The sequence below is a fragment of the Rhodococcus shunpengi genome (assembly GCF_048381395.1).
Lineage (GTDB): Bacteria > Actinomycetota > Actinomycetes > Mycobacteriales > Mycobacteriaceae > Rhodococcus.
The window spans coordinates 420,931-442,758 of sequence record NZ_JBLWIU010000012.1 but is presented as its reverse complement, the minus strand read 5'-3'; the positions used below and the strand labels follow the sequence as shown (position 1 = coordinate 442,758).

The 21,828-nt window shown below is 67.4% G+C and carries 24 protein-coding genes; 16 read left to right on the top strand and 8 right to left on the bottom strand.

Features of this window, described 5'->3' with window-relative positions:
• Positions 1 to 54: 54 nt before the first annotated feature.
• The 8 genes from ACNJ7K_RS07300 to ACNJ7K_RS07265 all read left to right on the top strand — a co-directional run bounded on the left by ACNJ7K_RS07300 (position 55) and on the right by ACNJ7K_RS07265 (position 7,795).
• Positions 55 to 2,139, top strand: coding sequence for a sensor histidine kinase (locus ACNJ7K_RS07300; protein WP_487041420.1), 2,085 nt, complete (start codon positions 55 to 57; stop codon positions 2,137 to 2,139).
• A 42-nt stretch (positions 2,140 to 2,181) separates the two neighbouring features.
• Positions 2,182 to 3,075: an amidohydrolase family protein gene (locus tag ACNJ7K_RS07295; protein WP_159417183.1), complete on the top strand. Its 894-nt coding sequence runs from the start codon at positions 2,182 to 2,184 to the stop codon at positions 3,073 to 3,075.
• Positions 3,076 to 3,282: 207 nt separating this feature from the next.
• A complete protein-coding gene (locus ACNJ7K_RS07290; RefSeq protein WP_268654870.1) occupies positions 3,283 to 3,783 on the top strand; it encodes a cysteine dioxygenase in 501 nt (166 codons plus the stop codon).
• Between the two features lie 83 nt (positions 3,784 to 3,866).
• The gene (locus ACNJ7K_RS07285) at positions 3,867 to 4,778 is read left to right on the top strand and encodes an ABC transporter substrate-binding protein (protein WP_192378596.1); all 912 of its coding nucleotides are present in this window, start codon (positions 3,867 to 3,869) and stop codon (positions 4,776 to 4,778) included.
• Positions 4,779 to 4,794: 16 nt separating this feature from the next.
• A complete protein-coding gene (locus tag ACNJ7K_RS07280) occupies positions 4,795 to 5,904 on the top strand; it encodes an ABC transporter ATP-binding protein (RefSeq protein ID WP_159417180.1) in 1,110 nt (369 codons plus the stop codon).
• Complete coding sequence (locus tag ACNJ7K_RS07275) at positions 5,901 to 6,545, top strand: ABC transporter permease (protein WP_159417179.1); 645 nt, start codon at positions 5,901 to 5,903, stop codon at positions 6,543 to 6,545. The genes ACNJ7K_RS07280 and ACNJ7K_RS07275 overlap by 4 nt, the downstream gene beginning before the upstream one ends.
• Positions 6,542 to 7,216 (top strand): ABC transporter permease, encoded by a 675-nt coding sequence (locus ACNJ7K_RS07270; protein WP_174246965.1) that lies wholly within the window; start codon positions 6,542 to 6,544, stop codon positions 7,214 to 7,216. Before ACNJ7K_RS07275 ends, ACNJ7K_RS07270 begins: the two co-directional genes overlap by 4 nt.
• A gap of 105 nt (positions 7,217 to 7,321) precedes the next feature.
• The gene (locus ACNJ7K_RS07265; protein ID WP_159417177.1) at positions 7,322 to 7,795 is read left to right on the top strand and encodes a hypothetical protein; all 474 of its coding nucleotides are present in this window, start codon (positions 7,322 to 7,324) and stop codon (positions 7,793 to 7,795) included.
• 299 nt (positions 7,796 to 8,094) lie between these two features.
• Here the strand turns inward: ACNJ7K_RS07265 and ACNJ7K_RS07260 are convergent, their stop codons facing one another.
• Together ACNJ7K_RS07260 and ACNJ7K_RS07255 are read right to left on the bottom strand one after the other, a co-directional pair.
• Positions 8,095 to 8,967 (bottom strand): alpha/beta fold hydrolase, encoded by an 873-nt coding sequence (locus ACNJ7K_RS07260; protein WP_159417176.1) that lies wholly within the window; start codon positions 8,965 to 8,967, stop codon positions 8,095 to 8,097.
• A gap of 207 nt (positions 8,968 to 9,174) precedes the next feature.
• Entirely contained in the window at positions 9,175 to 10,449 is a 1,275-nt protein-coding gene (locus tag ACNJ7K_RS07255) for a glutaminase (protein WP_487041419.1), read from the bottom strand.
• A gap of 87 nt (positions 10,450 to 10,536) precedes the next feature.
• Between ACNJ7K_RS07255 and ACNJ7K_RS07250 the strand changes: the two genes are divergently transcribed.
• Entirely contained in the window at positions 10,537 to 11,220 is a 684-nt protein-coding gene (locus tag ACNJ7K_RS07250) for a phosphodiesterase (protein WP_487041418.1), read from the top strand.
• Here the strand turns inward: ACNJ7K_RS07250 and ACNJ7K_RS07245 are convergent.
• Both ACNJ7K_RS07245 and ACNJ7K_RS07240 read right to left on the bottom strand, forming a co-directional pair.
• Positions 11,213 to 11,707 carry a hemerythrin domain-containing protein gene (locus ACNJ7K_RS07245; RefSeq protein WP_159417173.1) on the bottom strand — a complete coding sequence of 165 codons (495 nt, stop codon included), beginning with the start codon at positions 11,705 to 11,707 and terminating at the stop codon, positions 11,213 to 11,215. The two genes, ACNJ7K_RS07250 and ACNJ7K_RS07245, sit on opposite strands and share 8 nt — an antisense overlap.
• A 70-nt stretch (positions 11,708 to 11,777) precedes the next feature.
• Positions 11,778 to 12,644 (bottom strand): LysR family transcriptional regulator, encoded by an 867-nt coding sequence (locus tag ACNJ7K_RS07240; RefSeq protein WP_487041417.1) that lies wholly within the window; start codon positions 12,642 to 12,644, stop codon positions 11,778 to 11,780.
• Positions 12,645 to 12,720: 76 nt separating this feature from the next.
• Here ACNJ7K_RS07240 and ACNJ7K_RS07235 point away from each other — a divergent pair, with 76 nt between their 5' ends.
• Positions 12,721 to 13,710 carry a bile acid:sodium symporter family protein gene (locus ACNJ7K_RS07235; protein WP_159417172.1) on the top strand — a complete coding sequence of 330 codons (990 nt, stop codon included), beginning with the start codon at positions 12,721 to 12,723 and terminating at the stop codon, positions 13,708 to 13,710.
• A gap of 134 nt (positions 13,711 to 13,844) precedes the next feature.
• Positions 13,845 to 15,062 (top strand): alpha/beta hydrolase, encoded by a 1,218-nt coding sequence (locus ACNJ7K_RS07230; protein WP_159417171.1) that lies wholly within the window; start codon positions 13,845 to 13,847, stop codon positions 15,060 to 15,062.
• 3 nt (positions 15,063 to 15,065) lie between these two features.
• Here ACNJ7K_RS07230 and ACNJ7K_RS07225 read toward each other — a convergent pair whose 3' ends face one another.
• Positions 15,066 to 16,262 carry a 4-hydroxybenzoate 3-monooxygenase gene (locus ACNJ7K_RS07225; protein WP_160877141.1) on the bottom strand — a complete coding sequence of 399 codons (1,197 nt, stop codon included), beginning with the start codon at positions 16,260 to 16,262 and terminating at the stop codon, positions 15,066 to 15,068.
• Between the two features lie 103 nt (positions 16,263 to 16,365).
• Positions 16,366 to 17,124: an IclR family transcriptional regulator gene (locus ACNJ7K_RS07220; RefSeq protein ID WP_159417170.1), complete on the bottom strand. Its 759-nt coding sequence runs from the start codon at positions 17,122 to 17,124 to the stop codon at positions 16,366 to 16,368.
• 81 nt (positions 17,125 to 17,205) lie between these two features.
• Here ACNJ7K_RS07220 and ACNJ7K_RS07215 point away from each other — a divergent pair, with 81 nt between their 5' ends.
• The 4 genes from ACNJ7K_RS07215 (at position 17,206) to ACNJ7K_RS07200 (ending at position 20,200) form a co-directional block, all read left to right on the top strand.
• On the top strand, positions 17,206 to 17,565 hold the full coding sequence (locus ACNJ7K_RS07215) for an ArsR/SmtB family transcription factor (protein WP_159417169.1): 360 nt from the start codon (positions 17,206 to 17,208) through the stop codon (positions 17,563 to 17,565).
• Positions 17,562 to 18,641, top strand: a complete 1,080-nt coding sequence (gene arsB / locus ACNJ7K_RS07210; RefSeq protein ID WP_159417168.1) for an ACR3 family arsenite efflux transporter — start codon at positions 17,562 to 17,564, stop codon at positions 18,639 to 18,641. The genes ACNJ7K_RS07215 and arsB overlap by 4 nt, the downstream gene beginning before the upstream one ends.
• Complete coding sequence (locus ACNJ7K_RS07205; protein WP_120280870.1) at positions 18,638 to 19,045, top strand: arsenate reductase ArsC; 408 nt, start codon at positions 18,638 to 18,640, stop codon at positions 19,043 to 19,045. The genes arsB and ACNJ7K_RS07205 overlap by 4 nt, the downstream gene beginning before the upstream one ends.
• Positions 19,046 to 19,249: 204 nt before the next feature.
• Positions 19,250 to 20,200, top strand: coding sequence for a DUF808 domain-containing protein (locus tag ACNJ7K_RS07200; protein ID WP_183070775.1), 951 nt, complete (start codon positions 19,250 to 19,252; stop codon positions 20,198 to 20,200).
• 22 nt (positions 20,201 to 20,222) lie between these two features.
• Here ACNJ7K_RS07200 and ACNJ7K_RS07195 read toward each other — a convergent pair whose 3' ends face one another.
• Complete coding sequence (locus ACNJ7K_RS07195; RefSeq protein WP_120280872.1) at positions 20,223 to 20,828, bottom strand: phosphoribosylanthranilate isomerase; 606 nt, start codon at positions 20,826 to 20,828, stop codon at positions 20,223 to 20,225.
• Positions 20,829 to 20,876: 48 nt separating this feature from the next.
• Positions 20,877 to 21,236: an Rv2640c family ArsR-like transcriptional regulator gene (locus ACNJ7K_RS07190; RefSeq protein ID WP_120280873.1), complete on the bottom strand. Its 360-nt coding sequence runs from the start codon at positions 21,234 to 21,236 to the stop codon at positions 20,877 to 20,879.
• A gap of 93 nt (positions 21,237 to 21,329) precedes the next feature.
• Here ACNJ7K_RS07190 and ACNJ7K_RS07185 point away from each other — a divergent pair, with 93 nt between their 5' ends.
• Positions 21,330 to 21,827: an ArsI/CadI family heavy metal resistance metalloenzyme gene (locus tag ACNJ7K_RS07185; RefSeq protein ID WP_159417165.1), complete on the top strand. Its 498-nt coding sequence runs from the start codon at positions 21,330 to 21,332 to the stop codon at positions 21,825 to 21,827.
• Position 21,828 lies beyond the last annotated feature (1 nt).

The following is a 21,828-nucleotide window of genomic DNA, read 5'->3' as shown; positions in this document are numbered from 1 at the left end:
AGTTTCGGCCGGCCGCCGACTCAGGCAGGTAGAGAGGTTCGGGGGCGAAACGTTGTGAGTCTCATAAAGAAATTCCGGCAGCACACGCCGGACAACTGGCGTCTGTGGCGCAGGATGACCGCGGTCGTCGCCGTCCCCCTCGTCGCCGCTACCCTGTACGGCTCGCTCCGCGTCTACGACCTCTACCAGGAGAACGACACCTACAGCGCCGCCGCCGAGAACGTCTCCATCCTGCCGACCCTCGCCGACTACGCCACCAGTGTCACCGGCGCCGCCGCAGCGACGATCCTGTCACTGCCCGTCGACAACGGTGCCCAGGTCGCCCGCGAATCCGCCGCGACGCTGCGCGACCACATCGACGCCAAGGATCTCGATCCGCAGATCGCGGCGATGATCAACCGCATGCTCGCCGAGGGCGAGAGCCTGCTCGACAGCGCGTCGTCGGGAACCCTGGCGCCGACCGTGGCCAGCGAGCGCGCCGAAGGATTCGTCAGCCGCGCCCAGGCTGCCTACCGCGCCATCACCACCACCACGGACGACCCCACCGTCCAGCGCGAGAGCGCGACACTTCTCGACCTGTGGGACACCCAGTGGTCCCTGCTCGACCAGGTCCTCGCATACTCCGCGCTGAGCGCCGGAACCGACGGTGCCCTGCTGATGTGGAACAACGCCCTCGGTGTCGAGTCCGCGCGACTGGCCGTCCTCCGCGACACCTTCGTCGAGAACGAGGCCGCCGACGCCTCCCGGGTCGACGGTCTGATGACCCAGCTCGAGAACCGCCGCAGCATCACGGCCAACCTCGACAACGAAGCGGGCAACGTCGCCGCCCTGCGCGGGTCGATCTTCGAGAGCCTCATGATCTACCAGGAGGAGGTCGCCGGTTCCGCGACCCGAGCCGTGACCGCCCTCGACGACCTCGCGGCCGAAGCACGCACCGAAGCCCTCAAGAACGCCATCGGTGTCGCGATCATCCTCCTGCTCGCCCTCACCCTGGCGATCGTGATCGCGATGTCGCTCGTCCGGCCGTTGCGCCGACTGCGCGACGACACCCTGCGCACCGCCGAACAGGATCTGCCCGCCGCACTCGCTGCGATCAAGGACGGCGCCGAGATCGAATCCGTCACACTGGATCCGATCCGCGTCCACACCCGCGAGGAGATCGGCGAGGTGGCGCGCGCCGTCGACAGCATGAACGAAGGTGCCCTACGCCTGGCCGGCGAACAGGCCCAGCTGCGCCGCCAGGTCAACGAGATGCTCGAAACGCTCGCCCGCCGCAACAAAACGCTCGTGGAACAGCAACTGGCGCTGATCGATTCGCTCGAACACGAAGAGCGCGACCCGACGCGTCTGCAGAACCTGTTCGCGCTCGACCACCTCGCCGCCCGCATGCGGCGCACGGGCGACTCGCTGCTCGTCCTCGCCGGTACCCGCCAGCGCCTCGGCCGCGTCCCCGACACACCGCTCGTCGACGTCCTGCGCGCATCCGTCTCGCAGGTCGAGAACTACCAGCGCGTGAACATCGGAAATGCGCCGGACGGCAATCTGGTCGGCAGCGCCGTCACCGACGTCGTCCACATGATCGCCGAGCTCCTCGACAACTCGCTGCGCGCCTCACCGCCCGAGAGCACCGTGGCGTTCGCGTTCTCCCGCGCCGTCGACGGCGGCCTCCTCCTCGAGATCGCCGACCGCGGAATCGGTATTCCCGCAGACGAACTCGCCGACATCAACATGCGGCTGGGTTCGGACGGCGAAGCCGGATCCGGTGCCGCACGGCGAATGGGTCTGTTCGTGGTCGCGCGCCTCGCCGATCGTCACGGCATCACGGTGCGTCTGCGTCCGACCTTCGACTCGTCCACCAACGCCGGCATCACCGCGAGCATCTACCTGCCGACCAGCCTGCTCAAGGGAACCGGCAGGAACCACGACGATCCGTACCGGATCGATCGGCCGCGCCGCCTGCCCGATCCCCCTTCGGAGTACGGCGAGCAGTTCCACGCCGACCCGGCATCCGGATCGCAGCCGGCGGTCGGAAGCCGTCACTCGGCACCCACCCCCGCTCTCGCGACGCCCGGGACGAGTCCGGGCATCCGACGCGGACAGCTGCACGAACGATGGGTCCCCCGCGGCGCGGGACAGTAGGCGACGCAGGCCGTGGGCGGGGCGGTCTGTCATCCTGACGGCATGACCGCTCCCCGCGTCGACGTCCACCAGCACGTCTGGCCGGCACCGTTCGTCGCGGCATTGCGGGCACGCACCCGTGCGCCGCGGCTCGTCGGATGGACGTTGTACCTCGACGGTGAGCCCCCGTACGAGGTGCGACCCGAGGATCATTCGATCGCCCGGCGGGCCGAGCTCGCGGCGCAGGACGGCATCGACCTGGCGCTGGTGTCGTTGTCGAGCCCGCTGGGGATCGAAACGCTTCCCGCGGCCGACGCCGCCGGCCTGCTCGACGCCTACCACGAGGGAGTGCTCGCGCTGCCGCACCCGTTCGGGGCATGGGCGGCGGCGTCGATCGACGATCCCGATCCCGCGGCGCTGCGCGCGGTGCTCGGGGCGGGCTGCGTCGGCCTCCAACTTCCCGCCACCGAGTTGGCGGATGCCGACGGCTACGCGCGGTGCGCCCCACTCCTCGACGAACTCGACCGCGTCGGCGCTCCCCTCTTCGTGCATCCTGGGCCCGCCGCGGCCGACCCGTCGGCTCCGCCGTGGTGGCCGGCGATGGTGTCGTACGTGGCGCAGATGCACACCGCGTGGTTCGCCTGGCACGAGTACGGGGCCCCTCGCCTCCCCGGACTGCGCGTGGGGTTCGCGATGCTCGCCGGGCTCGCTCCGCTGCACGCCGACCGGATGGCCGCGCGCGGCGGACCGGCGACGATCCCGTCGGCCGGAGTGTTCGTCGACACCTCGTCGTACGGTCCCGAGATCGTCGAGGCCGTGGCGGCCGGGCTCGGCCGCGACCGCGTCGTGCTCGGGTCGGACCGTCCGTACGCTGCACCGTTGCTGTTCGGCGACGAGCGCGACGAGCCCGTACGGCGACGCAATCCGGCCCGGTGGTTCCGAACGTCACACGAGTGAAAACCTTGACAGCGCCGCATCCGGCCGCTGAAGTGATCGGCATGCATCTTCCGGCGACCCTGCGGCATCGCAGGCTACATGTGGACTACGTCCGCATCGCCGGTGGTTTCTGTGGTTGTCGCGCCTGTCGTTGATCCCGGCCCGACCCCACTTCTTCTGCCCGGACGACCCTTCGGCCCCGTCCGGCTCCCGTTTCGAGGAACCACGATGCCTGCTGCTCTTCTGTCCACCTCCGTGCGCGTCGATCTCACCGAGATCGTCCGTGACATCGCCGCGGACGTCTCCCGCCGGCGGCCGCTCGTCCGTTTCGACGAGACCGAACGCTGGTACACCCGGCTCGCCGTTGCCGACGACTACGAAGTGTGGTTGCTGAGCTGGCTTCCCGGGCAGCGCACCGGGATTCACGATCACGGTGGGAGCGCCGGTGCGTTCGCCGTGGCACAGGGACGGGTCCGGGAGGACACCGTCGACCAGCCGTGGTCGGAAGACCTTCCCGGGCAACGCGTGACACTCTCCCGCACCCGTCTGTCGACGGGTGCCACGCGTCGATTCGACGGTCGGCACGTGCACGAGGTCGTCAACGACGGTCCCGTCCCGGCGGTGACCGTGCACGCCTATGCCCCCGCACTGGACTCGATGAGCCGATACCGCCTCGAGAGCGGCATCCTCACCCTCGCGACCTCGGAGCGTGCCGGCGACGACTGGTGATCCACTCGTGACAAATCCGGCACAGTGGGTATCCGCCGGGATAGAGTCGAAAACCGACCGTGCCGCATCCGAGGGAGCAACCCGTGAAACGCTTCGCACGCACCACCGCACTTCTCGCCGTGTACGCATTCGCCCTGGCCGCCTGTTCCGGCGGTGGAGACGAGGATCCCCTCGCCGGGGATACAGCGGACGGAGGCGCGATCGTCGTCGGTTCGGCGAACTTCCCGGAGAACGTCCTGCTCGCGGAAATCTACTCGCAGGCACTCGAGAGCGCAGGCTCCGAGGTCACCCGCCAGTTCAACATCGGCAGCCGCGAGATCTACTACGACCAGGTCGCCTCGGGTGCCATCACACTCGTCCCGGAGTACAACGGCGCACTGCTCGCCCGGGTCGATCCCGACAGCACCGCCTCGACGACCGAGGACGTCAATGAGGCCCTGTCCGAAGCCCTTCCGGACGGACTCGAGATCCTGGCCTCCGCACCCGGCGAGAACAAGGACGCCCTCGTCGTCACCGAGGAGACCGCGCAGCGCTACAACCTGGTGAGCATCGCCGATCTCGCGCCGGTCGCCGGCGAACTCGCCCTCGGCGGACCGCCGGAATTCGAGACGCGCCGGCAGGGTGTCGTGGGTCTGCGCGAGGTGTACGGGGTCGAGTTCCGCGAATTCGTCCCCACCGACACCGGTGGCCCCATCACCATCCGCGCGCTCTCGGACGGCACCGTGCAGGCCGCGAACATCTTCACCACCGATCCGTCGCTGAGCACCGAACCATTTGTGGCGCTGGAGGACCCGGAATCGATCTTCGGAGCCCAGAACGTCACCCCACTGGTGCACCGCGCCGATCTCGACGACGACGACGTCGCGAAGATCGACGCCGTGTCCGACAAGCTCACCACCGACACCCTCGTCGTCCTGGTCGGACAGGTGGTCACCGACGGCCGCGACATCGACGTCGTCGCCGAGGAGTGGCTGCAGCAGAACGATCTGAACTGACGGAAGTCGGTGCCGCGTGATCATATTCGACAACGTCGAGAAGCGATATCCCGACGGGACCGTCGCCGTCGACGGACTCTCGCTGGAGGTCCCGACGGGCACCCTGACGGTGTTCGTCGGACCGTCGGGCTGCGGGAAGACCACCTCGTTGCGCATGATCAACCGGATGGTCGAACCCTCGGGCGGGCGTGTGCTCGTCGGGGGCCGCGACGTCCGGGACGAGGATCCCCGGATCCTGCGCCGCGGCATCGGATACGTGATCCAGCACGCCGGACTGTTCCCCCATCGCACGGTGGTCGACAATGTCGCCACCGTGCCCCGACTGCTCGGCGCGAGCCGTAAGGAGGCCCGCGCGACCGCGATGGACGTGCTCACCCGGGTCGGACTCGGAAAGGAACTGGCGCAACGCTATCCGTCTCAGCTGTCCGGCGGGCAGCAGCAGCGTGTCGGTGTGGCCCGCGCGCTGGCGGCCGATCCTCCGATCCTGTTGATGGACGAGCCGTTCTCCGCGGTCGATCCCGTGGTCCGCAAGGATCTGCAGGACGAACTCCTGCGCCTGCAATCGGTGCTGGCCAAGACGATCGTGCTCGTCACCCACGACATCGACGAGGCGATCAAACTGGGCGACCGCGTGGCCGTCCTGCGACCGGGCGGGGTGCTCGCCCAGTACGCGACACCGGAGGAGCTTCTCACCTCCCCCGCCGACGATTTCGTCGCCGGATTCCTCGGCGTCGATCGCGGTGTGCGGCTCATGTCGTTCTTCTCGTCCGCCGACCTGCCGCTGCGCACCGACCCGATCGTCACCCGCGATGCCGCCGAACTCGCCGTCGGCGACGGCTGGCTTCTCGTCGTCGACGACGACGGACGCCCGACGGGGTGGCACGACGGCAGTGCCGATACGGAATTCCTGCCGGCCGGAAGGCCGTTCGTTCCCGGGCGGGATCCGCTGCGCGCCGTGCTCGACGCGGCCGTGCTCTCACCGTCGGGTCATGCCGTGGCGGTGGACGACGACGGACGTGCGCTCGGGGTGATCAGCAGCGAAGAGGTGGCCGCGGCGGTCCGCGCAGCGCACAACCACAGAGAGGCCGGCACCCCGTCTCCGCTCGAGATGCGGAAGTCGCGGTGAGCCTGCGGATTCCCGGCTATCTCGGGACGTTCTGGGAACTGCTCGGCGATCATCTCGTCATGGCGCTCGGCGCGTCGCTGCTCGGCCTCGTCCTCGCCCTGCCGCTGGGCCTCGCGTGCGTGCGGTGGCCGCGGGTGTACGCCCCGGTGCTCGCGGTCTGCAGCGTCCTGTACTCGATTCCGTCGCTTGCCTTCTTCGTCCTGCTCATCGCGTTCACCGGGATCAGCCGGACCACGGTGATTCTTCCGCTGGCCGTCTACGCCCTGGCGGGCCTCGTCCCGAACGTCGTCGACGGATTGCGTGCCGTGCCCGACAGTGTCCGCCAGTCGGCGGTGGCGATGGGATTCTCGACGCCGCGCCGGTTGCTCACCGTCGACCTGCCGCTGGCGATCCCCGCGGTCGTCGCGGGGTTGCGCGTCGCGACCGTCGCGAACATCAGCATGGTGAGCGTCGGAGCGCTCATCGGCATGGGTGCCTTCGGGGCATTGTTCACCGCGTCGGTGCAACTCGACCGGCTCGATCTGGCGATCATCGGCATCATCGCGACCGTCGTGATGGCACTGGTCGTCGACGCGGTGCTCGTGCTCGTCCAGCGTCTCACCACGCCGTGGATGCGCCGCACCTCGAAGGTGCGCCGATGACGACGCTGCTGAACTATCTGGCCGAGTACTTCGGCGACTCCGCGAACTGGTCGGGCGCGTCCGGGATCCCGACGCGACTGGCCCAGCACTTCGGCTACACCCTGCTCGCGTTCGTGATCTCCGTGCTCCTCGCGTTGCCGCTCGGTCTGTGGACGGGTCACACGGGCCGCGGCGGCGTGTTCGTGTCCCTCACGGCGAACGCCGCACGCGCCCTTCCCACCTACGGCCTGCTCGTGTTGCTGGTCGTGCTGTACGGGATCGGGCTGGTTCCGGTGATGGTGCCGCTGGTGGCACTCGCGATCCCACCCATCCTGTTGAACTCCTACGAAGGGATCCGCGGGGTCGACCCGGCGCTGACCGACGCCGCCCGCGGGATGGGGATGACCTCGTCCCAGATCCTGCTGCGGGCCCAGCTCCCGGTGGCTCTGCCGCTGATCCTCGTCGGCCTGCGCACCGCCGCAGTGCAGATCGTCGCGACCGCGACCATCGCCGCCGCGGTGAGCTTCGGCGGGGTGGGAAGGCCCATCGTGGACGGTCTCGCGCGCAGCGACTACGCCCTGGTCGTGGGCGGTGCCGCCCTCGCCGGGATCTGCTCGCTGGTGATCCTCGCGCTCTTCGCGGTCCTCGGCCGACTGCTCGTCTCACCCGGCGTTCGGGCCTCGCGCGACTAGCTCGTACGACCCCTCGGAACGCCTCCTTCGGGGCTGCAGAACGTGTCGGTGGCCCGGAGCACACTGGAGGTAGAGACGAAGTCCTATCGAGGAGGCGCAGGTGCGATGTATGCGCAACGCGAAACCTACTTCGGCTGGACGTCTCGGCGTGTACCCCTGTACGCAGCCGCGCAGCCCACGGCATCCCCGGCCACACCGGCCGCATCCGGTCCGAGCATCCGTCCCGAGGACGAGAGCGTTCCCTCGGGTGTGACGCTCGACCGCATCCTGCCCGAGTCCGTGCTGCACGGCCGTCTGGTCGCGTATCACGACGCGGACGAGGACAGGGACTACGTGGCCGTGGCGGTCGGCGCGGTGGCGGGCGAGAACGATGTACCGGTCCGGGTGGCCGAGGAGGAGACACTCGTCGTGTCCGCGGCCCGCAACGTGATCAACGGGATCCTCGTCGGCACGGAGGACGACGACCTCGACGAGCTGGAGGTCGCCCGGCAGCTCCGCTTCGGCGGACCGGTCCGCGACCTGCTGGAATACATCGGCGCACGGTCGGTCGTCGTCGACTGGAGTCCCGCTGTGGCGTGATCCGACAGCGCCGTGGCGTGATGTGACCGAGCCCCGTGATCGCGGATGTGTGACGCGCCGACACACACATCTGCAACGACTCGGCGTTCAGGTGGTACGGTCGTAGGTGTCCCCGTGACCAAACCGTAATAATCCGGGGATTATCGCAGCCCTCAGGTGGGTATCCGACCGCTCGGGTTCCACTGGGAGGGTGACCGGAAGTGGCGATGCCGGACTGATAGCTACGCCCGTCGGGGGCAGCCCGACATCGCCACTTTCGACCCAGTTCTTCGTGACCCGGTTCTTCCGAGTCCCGGGCCTCAGCCCTCCGTTACCGATGCAGCAGCGGCCATGGACGCCAGAGCTGCCGGCGTCTCGACCGCGAGGAGATGACCCGCCTCGGGAAGCGTCACGAAATGCGCGCCCATGTCGTCTGCCAGCTTGTTCAGCGCGTCGACCTGCACGAGGGGATCCTTGCTACCCACGACGACCTCGACCGGACGCCCACGCCAGCGGCGCAGCACGGCCCGATCGATGCGGGGCATGTTCGTCAGCGACGTGCAATACGCGCCGACGCGGCAGGACCACCGCAGGGTCTGTTCGTCGGGCCGGTAGTCGCATCCGGCGAGTGCCCGGAGGTACCGCTCGGTGTTCTCGAGGTTGGGCTCGTTGCGCCACTGCAGGCCGGGGATGAGGGCGCGGTTCCACCGGACGCGCGGGACGAGCCCCAGCGGGGCGGCGATCACCAGCTTCTCGATCCGGTCGGGATCCTCCACCGCAGCAGCTACCGATGCCGACCAGCCGAGCCCGATCACGGGAACCCGCTCGACGCCCAGCGCATCGAGCACCTCGACCAGCCAGTGGCCGTAGACGGCGTGGATCCGGCTGTCGGGCCGGCTGCCCGCGCTCGCACCGGGAAGGCCCGGGACGTCCACGAGCACCACCCGGTGGTGCTCGCCGAACTGCTCGGCGAGCAGACGCAGCCCCGCCGCAGGGAGGTCGCCACCCGCGAGCACCACGATCGGCGGTGCGGTGGCAGGACCTGTAGTGAGCACATAGGTGTCGCCCAGCGAAGTGCGGGCGACGTGCTCCTCGACGGGACGCTTCCAGTAGGTCAGCAGTCCTGCGCACGCCTGATGGATCACACTGCCGTCTCCGGGGCAGCGATAGGGCGAACGTGTGAGCAACGCCATCATCCTCCTACCCGGACGGTTCCGGGGACGACGAGGGATTCACGGAACGGCATGAATGGATCTTCTTTCGTGGGGTACGAGCGTCTTTCGCCGCCGGCCTCAGGCACACCGCACGACACCGTAGCCCAGTGCTCGGCGTGAACGCCACCCGTGGTGCCGGAAAGTTTCACAGCCGTCCCTCACGTCACTTTCGTGCCGAATGCCCTTTCACCTCTGCGCCTCCAGGTCTTCCCACGAGGCGTGGACCTGCGGCCGGAAGCCGTAGCCGGTGTCGGGATCGGGCAGATGCCCTTCGGGGTCGATCACGACGACCTCCACACCGTCCCGATGGAGCCGACCGATCATCTCCAGCAACATCCTTCGGCCCACAGGCAGGACCGTGCGGACGAGGGAAAGGTCGAAGACCAGGCGTTTCGTCTTCACCGGATCGTCGACCACGGCCGTCACGAGACCCTCGGCACTGGTGAACTGGAGGTCGCCCTGCAGCTCCAGAAGAGTGAGAGACTCGTCACCCTCACCGATGACATGTCGTCTGCGCAACACCGAGTGCGCGACCATCGGCGCGTCCATCAGATGCAGGCTCATGTCACGGGAGAGACGACCGAAGGCCGCGACGCCCTGGACGCTGGTGCCGTGCTCGTCGAGGCGCGGTGAGTACGCCGCAATACCCAACTGTCCCGGTAGGATTCCTATGATTCCTCCGGATACGCCGCTCTTGGCGGGGATACCGACGGTGGAGAGCCAGTCCCCCGCCGCGTCGTACATCCCACAGGTCGCCATCACCGACAACACCTGACGCACCACGTCGCGCGAGAAGATCTCCTCGCACGTCACGGGTTGCACACCGCCCGCCGCGAGTGTCGCGGCCATCATCGCGAGGTCCTTGGTCGTGACCGTCACCGAGCACTGCCGGATGTACCCCTCGACGATCTCGTCGGGATCGTCCTCGAAAACCTCGTATCCCCGAAGGAGATTGGCGATGGCGACATTGCGATAGGAGTTCTCGAGTTCCGAGGCCGCGACCTTCTCGTCGATCGCCAGGTCGCGACCGGCCAGGGACGACAGCAGGGAGCGGATGTCCTCCACCGAGTCCTCGACCGGCCTGTCGTCGAGCACCAGGGCGTGTGCGGCGAGCGCACCGGCATTGATCATCGGGTTCAGCGGACGGCCCGTGTTGCGTTCGAGGGAGACCTCGTTGAACGCCTCCCCGGAAGGTTCGACGTCGATCACGTCGAGTACGGCGCCGAAGCCTCTCTGTTGCAGTGCGAGACCGTAGACGAAGGGCTTCGAGATCGACTGGATCGTGAACTCGGTGTCGTCGTCGCCCACGGAGTACATCGCGCCCTCGGCGGTCACGAGGGTGAGTGCGAACCGGTCCGGGTCGGCCCTCGCCAGTTCGGGGATGTAGTCGGCGAGTGTGCCCGAACTGTCGGCACATCCTCGGAGGACTTCGGTCAGATAGTCCGGCAACGGTGAACGCATGCATTCCATCGTGACCGACTCGGACGCTGCCGGGGTAGGGAGTGACGAACGCGATTGAACCGACAGACCGACGGGTATGCCATCCCCATGACTGCTCTGTCGTCGGCGCTGTCCGTGCCGTTCCGAGTGGGATCCGCGCTGCGCGGAGCACGCGTGTTCCATCCCCGCGGCGAGACCTTCGAAGGGATGGCCGAACTCGAGTCGTCCTGGTGGCCGCAGCAGATCCCCCGCCCCACCCCGGTGATCGCCCGGGTGTCGCGAGGCATCGGCACGCCGGACGGGATGCCGGACGTGCTCGGTCTCGCGGTGCGCTTCGCCTCGAAGACCGGCCCGTGGGACGTCCTGCTCGCATCGGCCTACCTGCCGGGCCGGGTGACGTTGGTGCCGGCCCGCTCGTGGTCGACTGCCCGCTACAGCACACTCATGGCCTATCGGACCGACAGCGATCCCACGCCGCGGTGGATCACTGCCGTTCCGCGCGGGCGGCATCCGTCCTCGACGACCTCGGTGCAGGCGCTCGAGGTGCCGCTCGAGTTCTCCCTCCTGGTGGGTTCCGCCCGCGGCCCTCTCGAAGCGGCGGGACGCCTGACGCTGAGTCGCCGCCTGCCCGAAAAGGATTCGGAGCAGCCGTCCTTCGATCCGACCGTCCACTGCCCCGGATTCGTCGATCCGTGGCCGGGCTGGCTCGTCGAGACACGGCGCGACGCCTACCGGGCGAGCCGGGCCGGACGAGGCGCCTCCCTCGCCCGGCCGCAGCACACCGTCAGCTGATCACCGCGTCGATCGTCTTCTTCAGCGCGGACGGCTGTGCCGGTGACCGCGGGGCGTCCTTCTTCATCTCGAGCATACGAGCACCGATGTCCTGCAATTGCTTACGGCCGAGCGCCTCGCGCACCTTGGGGAACCACTCGTCCTCCTCCTCGTCGATGTGATGCTCGACGTTCTCGATCAGGACCGTCGTCTTCGCGTCGAAACGCTCTGCGTCGGGCTTCATCCCGGCCAGTTCGACGACGAGCACATCGGCGACGTGGTGTTCCTCGTACGACTCGAGGATGTCGTCCTCGAGATCGGGAAGCAGGGAGCGTATCTCGGGGTACATGCACTCGTTCTCGAGATAGGTGTGCACGGTGAGGGCTTCGATGATCCTGTCGACGATCTTGCCCTTCTCCTTCTCCCCCTCGGCCTTCCGGAAGTCGCGGAAGAGTTTCTTGATCTCCTTGTGGTCTTCCTTCAGCAACACGATCGCGTCTGTGGACACGGTTCCTCCTGCGGCGTGAGAAATGCCGCCCCCAGCGGGCGTGACACAGGAATACCCATCCGCGACACCGTCACACGCGCACGCGATCCGCATTCGCGAGGATAGCCGCCCGCAGTGCCGCCTCCGGACCGCTGAGTACGGAACGGCGCGCCATGAGCACGAACTCGATCTCACCCGCATCGGGAAGCAATCGTCGGGGATCGCGCACCGGGACGAGACCGGGTGGTGGAAGCCGCTCGGCGTGCAGCACCACGCCCAGTCCGGCGAGCGCCGCGGCGCGCAGGCCGTTGAGACTGTCGGTCGTGCACGCGACGCGCACACCGCGCCCGCTGCGCTGGAGGACCTCGAGCGCGATGTCGCGGGTCAGGGCCGGCGATGGATAGGACACCAGCGGTGTCGGCTCGTCCGGGTCGAGGATGTAGTCGGGGGCGGAGAGGAAGACGAGGCGCTCGCGGAAGATCATCTCGCCGTGGCGGCTGCCCGGTCGGCGCTTGCCGAAGACCAGATCGAGTTCGTTGTCGTCGAGCCGGCGCTGCAGATCCTCGCTCAGATCCACGGTGAGTTCGAGATCGATGCGGGGATGACTGCGCCGGAACTCGGCGAGGATCGACGGCAGCTCGTAGAGCACCAGGTCCTCGGAGACCCCGAAACGCAGCCGGCCGCTGAGCGGTGACTCCGAGAAGTGCCTGCGGGCGGCATCGTGGCGATCGAGGATCTCGCGGGCGAAGGCGACCATATCGGCGCCGTCCGCCGTGAGCTCGACGTTGTGCGTGTCGCGTACGAACAGGCGCCGCCCGATCTCCTTCTCGAGTCGCGCGACGTGCTGACTGACCGTCGACTGCCGCAGGCCGAGCCGCTGGGCGGCCGCGGTGAAGCCGCGCTCCCGCTCGACGGCGAGGAAGCTCCGTAGATGTACCGGATCGAACACGACCTCCATTTCATCATGAATCGCGATAACAGAAAACGTGGTGACCGTCTTCTGTAATGGCCTCAGGCTGCCGTACCGTCGATTCGTGCTCTCCAAGATCCCCGTGCTCGGACGACTCGACCCGTTCCTGCTCGCCATCCTCGCCACCGTCGCCGTCGCTGCTCTGCTGCCCGCCGACGGGGTCGTACTCGACGGCGTGAACTGGGCCGCCAAGATCGCCATCGGGTTGCTGTTCTTCCTGTACGGCGCGCGCCTGTCCACGCAGGAGGCCATCGAGGGTCTCAAGCACTGGCGTCTGCACCTGACGATCCTCGCCACGACCTTCGTCGTCTTCCCGCTGCTCGGCCTGGCCGCGAAGGTGCTCGTGCCGTCGATCCTGAGCGACCCGCTCTATCTCGGCGTCCTGTACCTGTGCCTGCTGCCGTCCACGGTGCAGTCCGCCATCGCGCTCGTCTCGGTGGCGCGCGGCAACATCCCCGGTTCGATCGTCTCGGCCAGCGCCTCGAGTCTCATCGGAATCTTCGCGACGCCGCTGCTGGTCGCGCTGACGATGTCCACCCAGGGCGTCACCTTCAGCGGGTCGGCCGTGCTCGACATCGTGCTGATGTTGCTCGTGCCGTTCGTCGTAGGTCAGCTCCTGCGGCGCTGGATCGGTGGCTGGGTGAAGGCCCACGGCAAGCCGCTCAAGCTCGTCGACCGCGGATCGATCATGCTGGTCGTGTACGTGGCGTTCAGCCGCGGCATGAACGAGGGCATCTGGTCGATGATGTCGGTCGGTCGCCTGCTCGCCCTCGTCGGTGTGTGCGCGGTGCTGCTCGCGATCGTGCTCGCACTCACCTGGTACTCGTCGCGCGGACTCGGTTTCGAATACCAGGACCGTGTCGCGATCCTCTTCTGCGGCTCCACGAAGTCCCTGGCCACCGGCCTTCCCATGGCGATCGTGCTCTTCCCCGGCCAGCCCATCGGCCTGATCGTGCTGCCGCTCATGCTGTTCCACCAGATGCAGCTCCTGGTGTGCGCGGCCCTCGCCGGACGCCTGGCGAAGAAGGCACCGGACGGGCTCGTAGCCGTGTAGGAGAGCGAAGCGGAAGCTCCTGTTCGACGAGATCGAGGGTGAAATCCGCTGATTCCGGTAGCGGTGACGTCGTCGTGCCGTCACCGTGCAGGGAGAACCCCGATTCGCGAACCTCGGCTCGAAGGAGCACCGGCATGGGTCTGCTCTTCCACGATCATCTGCACGACGAGTTCGGAACCTGGCCATTGGCCTACATCCCCTACGGTGGTGCCGACTTCGGTGAGATCGCCGCAGTGGCCCGGCAGGTGGGGGACGGTGACGATGCGGACTTCTACGGGGCATGGGTCGAGGCCGGGGATCGTCTCGTCGCCGAAGCGGAGACCTGTGCGGCCGCCGGGCACGACGACTCGGCTCGCGAGTTGTTCCTGCGGGCGAGCGCCTACTACGCGACCGCCTATCACCCGCTGTACGGATCCCCGGTCGACCCGCGTCTGATCGCTGCCTTCGACAAGCAGGTCGCAGCATTCGATGCCGGGCTGGCGATCGGGGACACACCCGTGAAGGCCGCCAGGATTCCGTTCGAGGACACCACGTTGCCGGGCTACCTGATCCCCGCACCCGGTCACGAGAGCAACGTGCGGCCGCTCATCGTCTTCACCAACGGATACGACGCCACGATCACCGACATGTTCTTCGCGTCGGCGGTGGCGGCACTGCGACGCGGCTACCACTGTCTCCTGTTCGACGGACCGGGTCAGGGCGAGATGCTCTACAAGCAGAACATGCCGATGCGCCCGGACTGGGAAGTGGTCGTGCGCGCGGTGATCGATCATGCGACGGCCTCCCCCATCGTGGACCCCGAACGCATCGTCCTGAGCGGATGGAGTCTCGGGGGGTATCTCGCGCCGCGCGCAGCGTCCGGTGAGCATCGCCTGGCAGCGGTGGTCGCCGATCCCGGTCAGTGGAGCGTCGCGGCCGGCACCCGGGCCCTCGGGGCAGCATTCGGCCTGTCCCCCGAGGTCCTGGACGATCCTCTCTCGATGCACACGCAGGACGCCGACGCGATCATGGCTGCGGTGCAGGCGGATCCGTCGCTGCGCTGGAAACTCGTCTCGCGCGGATTCTGGGTCAACGGAGTCTCGGACATCCGGGAACTGTTCGCGGCACTGAACGAGTACACGCTCGACGAGGTCGGGGAACGCATCTCGTGCCCGGTCGTGGTGACGGCGGCCGAGAGCGATGCCCTCGCACGCGGTGCGGGAACATTCGGAGATCGGCTCGGCGACACGGTGACTCTCATCCCGTTCACCGACGCCGAGGGTGCGGGTGGGCATTGCGAGATGGGCAACCGCACCCTCCTCAACAGGCGGGTTCTCGATCGGCTCGACGAACTCCTGGCCCGCACGCCCTGACGATCAGCGGTCGGGCCAGCCCGTGTACGCCTCCGCGAGATACTGCTGCCCGTACCGGGAACCGACGACCCCGGCGAGTTCACCCAGCGCCCGCTTGTTCTCGAACGACGTTGCGTCCTCACGGGTGTGGAGCATCGAGGTCATCCAGTACGAGAAGTTCTGCGCCTTCCACACGCGCTGCAGCGCCGTGTCGCTGTAGGCGTCGAGCAGGTCGGACGAGCCGGTGGAGAAGAACGAGTCGAGCGCGCGGAAGAGCACCCGGACGTCGGCCAGGGCGAGGTTGAGTCCCTTGGCACCGGTCGGCGGAACGGTGTGGCCGGCATCGCCTGCCAGGAAGAGGTTTCCGTGCCGCATCGGTTCGCACACGTACGAACGGAAGGGCAGGACCATCTGCTCGAAGATCCGGCCGCGCTTCAGTTCGAAACCGTCGGGGCCGTCGACACGCCGCTGCAGTTCGTCCCAGATCCGGTCCTCGCTCCACGCCGACGCGTCCTCGGACGGATCGCACTGGAAGTACATCCGCTGCACCGACTCGTTGCGCTGGCTGATGAGGGCGAATCCGTGATCCGAACGCGCATAGATCAACTCTGGCGCACTCGGCGGAGCCTCGGTGAGGATCCCGAACCATGCGAAGGGGTACTCGATGAAGTGATCGGTACGGACGTCCCCCGGAATCGCCTTGCGGCAGATGCTCTGTGATCCGTCGGCTCCGACGAGGAATCGGCACCGGATCTCGACCGGCGTGCCGTCGGATTCGGTGAACCGGATCTTGGGTGTGTCGGTGGTGATGTCGAGAACCTCTGTGTCGCAAACGCTGTAGCGCACATCGCCACCGTCGCGTTCGCGCGAGGCGGCCAGGTCGACGAAAACCTCGTTCTGCGGATACAACCACACCGACTCACCCACGAGGTCCCGGAAATCGATGCGGTGGCTCTCGCCTCCGAAGCGCAGATCGATGCCGTCGTGGCGGTGCCCTTCGTTCAGGACACGGGTGTCGACTCCGCTCTCGGTGAGCAGCGACACCGAGCCGTGCTCGAGGATGCCCGCACGGTGGGTGGTCCGGATGGTCTCGTGATCACGCTTCTCGACGACGATATTGTCGATCCCCGCCTTCGCGAGGAGGTGGGAGAGCATGAGACCTGCCGGGCCGCCGCCGACGATGCCGACCTCGGTGCTGACGACCGTACGGGTTGCGTTCATGTGTTCGTCCTTCGCTGCGCGTATCCGATTCGCGTCCCGTCGAGTGTCGTGCGCCTCACCCACCGCACACGCCAACTTCTCGTTCAATGAGAAAACGATCGGGTCAGTCCGGGGGACGCTCGCCGACTCCGCGCGCGATTCCGCGGGCAGCGGCCATGAGGACGGGCACGACGGCCTGCTGCCGGGACGCACCGGTGGGCACCACCACGCCGAGCGCCGCCATGGCATGACCCGACCGTGCGAGGACGGGCACCGCGATGCCCGTGGTGCCCTCGTCGAGCACACCGTCGAAGCGCGCATAACCCCGTCGGCGGACCTCCGCGAGCGCGCGACGGAAATCCCTCGTCGTCGCAGCGAACCGCTTCTCCACCTCGGGATGTCGTCGCCGATAGGTTTCCTGCACCTCCGCAGGTGAGAACGCGAGCATCGACATGCCCAGCGACGTGTCGTGGACGGGGAGCCGACGCGCGACCGAGGCCTGGTTGACCACCGAATCGGACGCCGACAGCCGCTCGAGGACGAGGACCTCGTCGTCCTGCAGGACCGCGAGCTGGGTGTGCTGGTGCACCACCGACTGCACGTCCTGCAGGAAGGGCAGTGCCGCCTCCCGCAGATCCCGCGCGGGTGCACTGCGCGCGACGAGTTCCCACAGGCGCAGACCGAGCCGTACCCGGCCGTCGTCGTCCCGGGTGAGCAGACCGTGTTGCACCAGCTCGCCGACGAGCCGATAGGTCGTGGCCTGCGGGATACCGGACCTGCGGGCGAGACTCCCGACCGTCAGGCGGGGTTGAGTGTCGTCGAACGACTCGAGGATGCGGACGACGCGGTCGAGCATCGAGTCACCGGACGGCGAGTTGGCCATGTCGCCATTGTTCCGTGTCCGATCCGGGCAGCTTCACCATCCGGATCCGTCCGTAGATTCGACATCTGTCAATATAGACGTGTGTCGAATCAAGATCTCGCGGGCGACGACGCCTGCTGCTCTCCGCTCGTGCGCCAACCCCTGACGGGCGATCGCGCCGTCGACCTCGCCCGGATGTTCAAAGCCCTCGGCGATCCGGTGCGTCTGCGGTTGCTGTCGCTCGTCGCGAGCCATGCCGGCGGTGAGGCGTGCGTGTGCGACATCTCGGGATCGTTCGATCTGTCCCAACCGACGATCTCGCACCACCTCAGAGTTCTGCGCGAGGCAGGCCTGCTCGAGTGCGAGCGTCGCGGAACGTGGGTGTACTACTGGGTGGTTCCGGCTGCATTACGGCAACTCTCCGAGGTGCTCGGGATCGAGTCGACCGAGGTACCCGCATGAGTGAGCGCACCGCGGTGGACACTCCCGTGATGGGCAGGATGTCGACACTCGACCGCTTCCTTCCCGTGTGGATCGGCACCGCCATCGTCGTGGGCCTGCTGCTCGGCCGCATGATTCCCGGACTCGGGGAAGCCCTGAGTTTCATCGAGATCGACGGAATCTCGCTGCCGATCGCCCTCGGTCTGCTGATCATGATGTACCCCGTGCTGGCGAAGGTGCGCTACGACCGTCTCGACACGGTCACCGGCGACCGCACCCTGTTGATCTCGTCGCTGATCCTCAACTGGATCGTCGGTCCCGCACTGATGTTCGCGCTCGCGTGGCTGATGTTGCCGGATCTGCCCGAATACCGCACCGGTCTGATCATCGTCGGCCTCGCGCGCTGCATCGCGATGGTTATCATCTGGAACGACCTGGCGTGCGGCGACCGGGAAGCCGCAGCCGTGCTGGTCGCGATCAACTCGGTCTTCCAGGTGATCATGTTCGCCGCTCTCGGCTGGTTCTACCTGTCGGTGCTGCCCGGATGGCTCGGCCTCGAGCAGACCGGTCTCGACGTCTCCCCGTGGGAAATCGCGAAATCCGTGCTGATCTTCCTCGGAATCCCGCTCGTCGCCGGTTTCCTCACTCGTCGATTCGGCGAGAAGGCCAAGGGCCGCAGCTGGTACGAGCAGACCTTCCTGCCGCGCATCGGACCGTGGGCGCTGTACGGACTGCTGTTCACCATCGTGATCCTGTTCGCGCTGCAAGGCGAACAGATCACCTCGCGACCACTCGACGTCGTACGCATCGCGCTGCCCCTGCTGGCGTACTTCGCGATCATGTGGGGGAGCGGGTATCTGTTCGGCGCTGCAGTAGGACTCGGCTACGAACGCACCACCACCCTCGCCTTCACCGCCGCGGGCAACAATTTCGAACTCGCCATCGCCGTCGCGATCGGCACGTTCGGCGTCGCGTCCGGGCAGGCCCTGGCTGGAGTCGTCGGACCACTCATCGAAGTGCCCGTCCTCGTCGCACTCGTGTACGTGGCTCTGGCTCTGCGTACACGTTTCGCCGCACGCGCCGGAGGTGCGTCGTGACCACGGTCCCGTCGGTGTTGTTCGTGTGCGTGCACAATGCCGGTCGGTCCCAGATGGCCGCCGGGTTCCTGAGTCATCTCGCGGGGGACCGCATCACAGTCCGTTCCGCCGGGTCCGCACCCGCCCCCGAGGTGAACCCTGCTGCGGTCGCAGCGATGGCCGAGGTCGGCATCGACATCTCCGGCGAGAACCCGAAGATCCTCACCGCCGACGCCGTGCAGGCCTCCGACGTCGTGATCACGATGGGCTGCGGCGACACCTGCCCGGTGTTCCCCGGTACGTCCTACCGGGACTGGGTGCTCGACGACCCGGCCGGACGAGGAATCGACGCCGTGCGTCCGATCCGTGACGAGATACGGACGAAGGTCGAGGCGCTGATCGCCGAACTGACGTCGCCGGCATGATCGAGTTCGGCAACCGCATCCATCGGGTACCCACAGATCTGTCACGCCGGGCGTCCGCGTAGGGCGCCCGGTGTGGACGAAGTCGTCCCCGACATGCTCCGGACACCGCGTTGCACGTCATCGCAGGTCCGGTAGCGTTCTGAGACGACTCGTAATCGCGTGTCGGTCGATCGGCTCGGTGCAGCCGAACTGTGGGAGGTTCCCGTGGCTGGTGGTCTCGTCGCCCTTCTGGACGACGTCGCGGTACTTGCGAAGGCAGCCGCGGCATCCATAGACGACATCGGCGCCGCAGCCGGCAGGGCGAGCGTCAAGGCAGCGGGCGTGGTCGTCGACGACACGGCCGTCACCCCTCGCTACGTGCACGGGTTCACCCCCGATCGCGAACTGCCGATCATCCGCAAGATCGCGATCGGGTCGATCCGCAACAAGCTCCTGATCATCCTGCCGGTCGCGATGATCCTGAGTCAGTTCCTCCCGCAGGCCCTGCCGTATCTGCTCATCGCCGGTGGTCTGTTCCTCTGCTACGAAGGTGCCGAGAAGGTCTACGAAGCGCTCACCGGCGGCCACCACGAAGAAGAGGCCACCGCGGCGGAGAAGGGCCCCGAGTTCGAGAAGGCCATGATCGGCGGCGCGATCCGCACCGACCTGATCCTGTCGGCCGAGATCATGGTGATCTCGCTGGCCACGGTCGAGGACGAACCCTTCCTGACCCGACTGCTCGTCCTCCTCGTCGTCGCCGTCCTCATCACCGTCCTGGTGTACGGCGTGGTCGCCCTGATCGTGAAGATGGACGATGTCGGCCTGGCGCTCGCGAAACGGAAATCGACCTTCGCTCAGCGCGTCGGTCGCGGTCTCGTGACGGCGATGCCGAAGCTGATGACCGTTCTCACCGTGGTCGGGATCGCCGCCATGCTGTGGGTCGGTGGGCACATCCTGCTCGTCAACGTCGGCGAGGCCGGATTCCATTGGCCTGCCGATCGCCTCCACGATCTCGAGCACTGGTTCGGCGAGCTCGTACACGGCGGATTCGGCGGCGTGCTGTCGTGGACCGCGGGGACCGTGGCATCCGCTCTGGTGGGCCTGATCGTGGGCGCGATCGTCGTGCTGATCATGCACCTGATTCCGCGGCGGAAGAAGGCCGACGCCGCGCACTGACGCCGCCGGATCCCCGGACGGGTCACTCCGGGGCGCTTCTCCGGACCGCCTGCGCGAACGCCCGCATGAGACCGGGATCCTTGACGCCGCGTTCGGCCTCGATGCCGCTGGAGACGTCGACACCCCACGCCCCGGACGCGGCAAGCGCCCTCTCGACATTGTCGGGGTTCAGCCCGCCCGCGAGGACCCACCGACCGGACGGCAGGGCACTGCGGTCCTGCCAGTCCCACGTCTTCCCGGCACCGGCGACGGCACCGTCGACGAGCAGCAGGTCGGCCCCGTAGTCCTCCGACAGCGCCTCGGCTCCTCCGGTGTTGACGGCACGGATCACCGTGAATCCAGCGTCGTGCAGCACGCGCACGTCGTCGGCCGACCGAAGGTCGTGCACCTGGACGTGATCGAGATTCGCGGCCCGCGCCGTCGCGATGATCTCGTCGAGGGGCATCTTCACGTAGACGCCGACGGCGAGTGTTTCCGCCGGCACGCGGGGGCGGAGCGTCGCGGCCCGGTCGGGGGAGATGCGACGAGGACTCTCGGCAAGGACGAAACCGACCGCGTCGACGCCCAGTTCGACGGCGAGATCGACCGTCGCCTCGTCCTGCAGCCCGCACATCTTGATGAACGTCATCACTACCTTCCTCGCCGTTTCTCCACCTCGAGGATATGTCTGCGACCGTCAGCGGCAGCAGTTCGGATCCAGGACGACCCTGAGCGCCTCGAGGGACTCGGAGCGGGCACGGTGATAGACGTTCATCCCGCGCCGCTCGGATTCGACCATGCCCGCCTTGCGCAGTTGTCCGAGGTGATGGCTCACCGTGGATTCCGCGAGATCGACACCGGCTGCAAGATCACATGTGCACACCGCACCTTCGTCTGCAGTGAGCAGGATCGACATGAGCTTGATGCGCACCGGGTCGGCCAGGGCCTTCAACCTCAACGCGACTTCGAGGGCGGCATCGTCACTCATCGGCGCAGCCGATACCGGCGCACAGCAGATCGGGGCGCGGACATCGATCACGGGTAGAGCTTTCGGCATGATTCGAGCCTAACCACCTTCTTGACATATGTCGAAATACAGGAGCATCCTGTGAGCGGTAATTCGATATATGTCACACAGGTGGAGGAAGTCATGTCACGCATCCAGTTCGCTCTCAACGTCGACGACCTGCCCGAAGCGGTCGCCTTCTACTCGACACTGTTCGGTACCGAACCGGCCAAGCTCGAACCGGGCTACGCCAACTTCGCGATCGCCGATCCACCGTTGAAGCTGGTGCTGTTCGAGAACCCGGGCAAGGGCGGCACGATCAACCATCTCGGGGTCGAGGTCGACTCGTCCGAGAAGGTGCACACCGAGATCGCCCGATTGACCGAAGCGGGTCTGTTCGCCGACGAGGAGATGGGCACGACCTGTTGCTACGCCACGCAGGACAAGGCGTGGGTGACGGGTCCGGCAGGGGAGAAGTGGGAGGTGTACACCGTCCTGGCCGATTCGGAGACCTTCGGGTCGAGCCCGCAGCATCTCGACGGCCCGCGAGAGACCGACGACGTGGCGTGCTGCACCGCGAACACGGCAGACGAGCGCCAGAACCAGCCTTCGACGACAGGAGCCGCACCTACCTGCTGCTGAA

Coding starts and splice junctions, on each gene's coding strand:
- ACNJ7K_RS07260 (WP_159417176.1), bottom strand. CDS start 8,967: ATGGCGTTGCTCACACGTTCGCCCTATCGCTGCCCCGGAGACGGCAGT.
- ACNJ7K_RS07220 (WP_159417170.1), bottom strand. CDS start 17,124: ATGGCCAACTCGCCGTCCGGTGACTCGATGCTCGACCGCGTCGTCCGC.
- ACNJ7K_RS07230 (WP_159417171.1), top strand. CDS start 13,845: ATGGGTCTGCTCTTCCACGATCATCTGCACGACGAGTTCGGAACCTGG.
- ACNJ7K_RS07290 (WP_268654870.1), top strand. CDS start 3,283: ATGCCTGCTGCTCTTCTGTCCACCTCCGTGCGCGTCGATCTCACCGAG.
- ACNJ7K_RS07195 (WP_120280872.1), bottom strand. CDS start 20,828: ATGACGTTCATCAAGATGTGCGGGCTGCAGGACGAGGCGACGGTCGAT.
- ACNJ7K_RS07255 (WP_487041419.1), bottom strand. CDS start 10,449: ATGCGTTCACCGTTGCCGGACTATCTGACCGAAGTCCTCCGAGGATGT.
- ACNJ7K_RS07225 (WP_160877141.1), bottom strand. CDS start 16,262: ATGAACGCAACCCGTACGGTCGTCAGCACCGAGGTCGGCATCGTCGGC.
- arsB (WP_159417168.1), top strand. CDS start 17,562: ATGAGTGAGCGCACCGCGGTGGACACTCCCGTGATGGGCAGGATGTCG.
- ACNJ7K_RS07240 (WP_487041417.1), bottom strand. CDS start 12,644: ATGGAGGTCGTGTTCGATCCGGTACATCTACGGAGCTTCCTCGCCGTC.
- ACNJ7K_RS07295 (WP_159417183.1), top strand. CDS start 2,182: ATGACCGCTCCCCGCGTCGACGTCCACCAGCACGTCTGGCCGGCACCG.
- ACNJ7K_RS07185 (WP_159417165.1), top strand. CDS start 21,330: ATGTCACGCATCCAGTTCGCTCTCAACGTCGACGACCTGCCCGAAGCG.
- ACNJ7K_RS07265 (WP_159417177.1), top strand. CDS start 7,322: ATGTATGCGCAACGCGAAACCTACTTCGGCTGGACGTCTCGGCGTGTA.
- ACNJ7K_RS07270 (WP_174246965.1), top strand. CDS start 6,542: ATGACGACGCTGCTGAACTATCTGGCCGAGTACTTCGGCGACTCCGCG.
- ACNJ7K_RS07250 (WP_487041418.1), top strand. CDS start 10,537: ATGACTGCTCTGTCGTCGGCGCTGTCCGTGCCGTTCCGAGTGGGATCC.
- ACNJ7K_RS07190 (WP_120280873.1), bottom strand. CDS start 21,236: ATGCCGAAAGCTCTACCCGTGATCGATGTCCGCGCCCCGATCTGCTGT.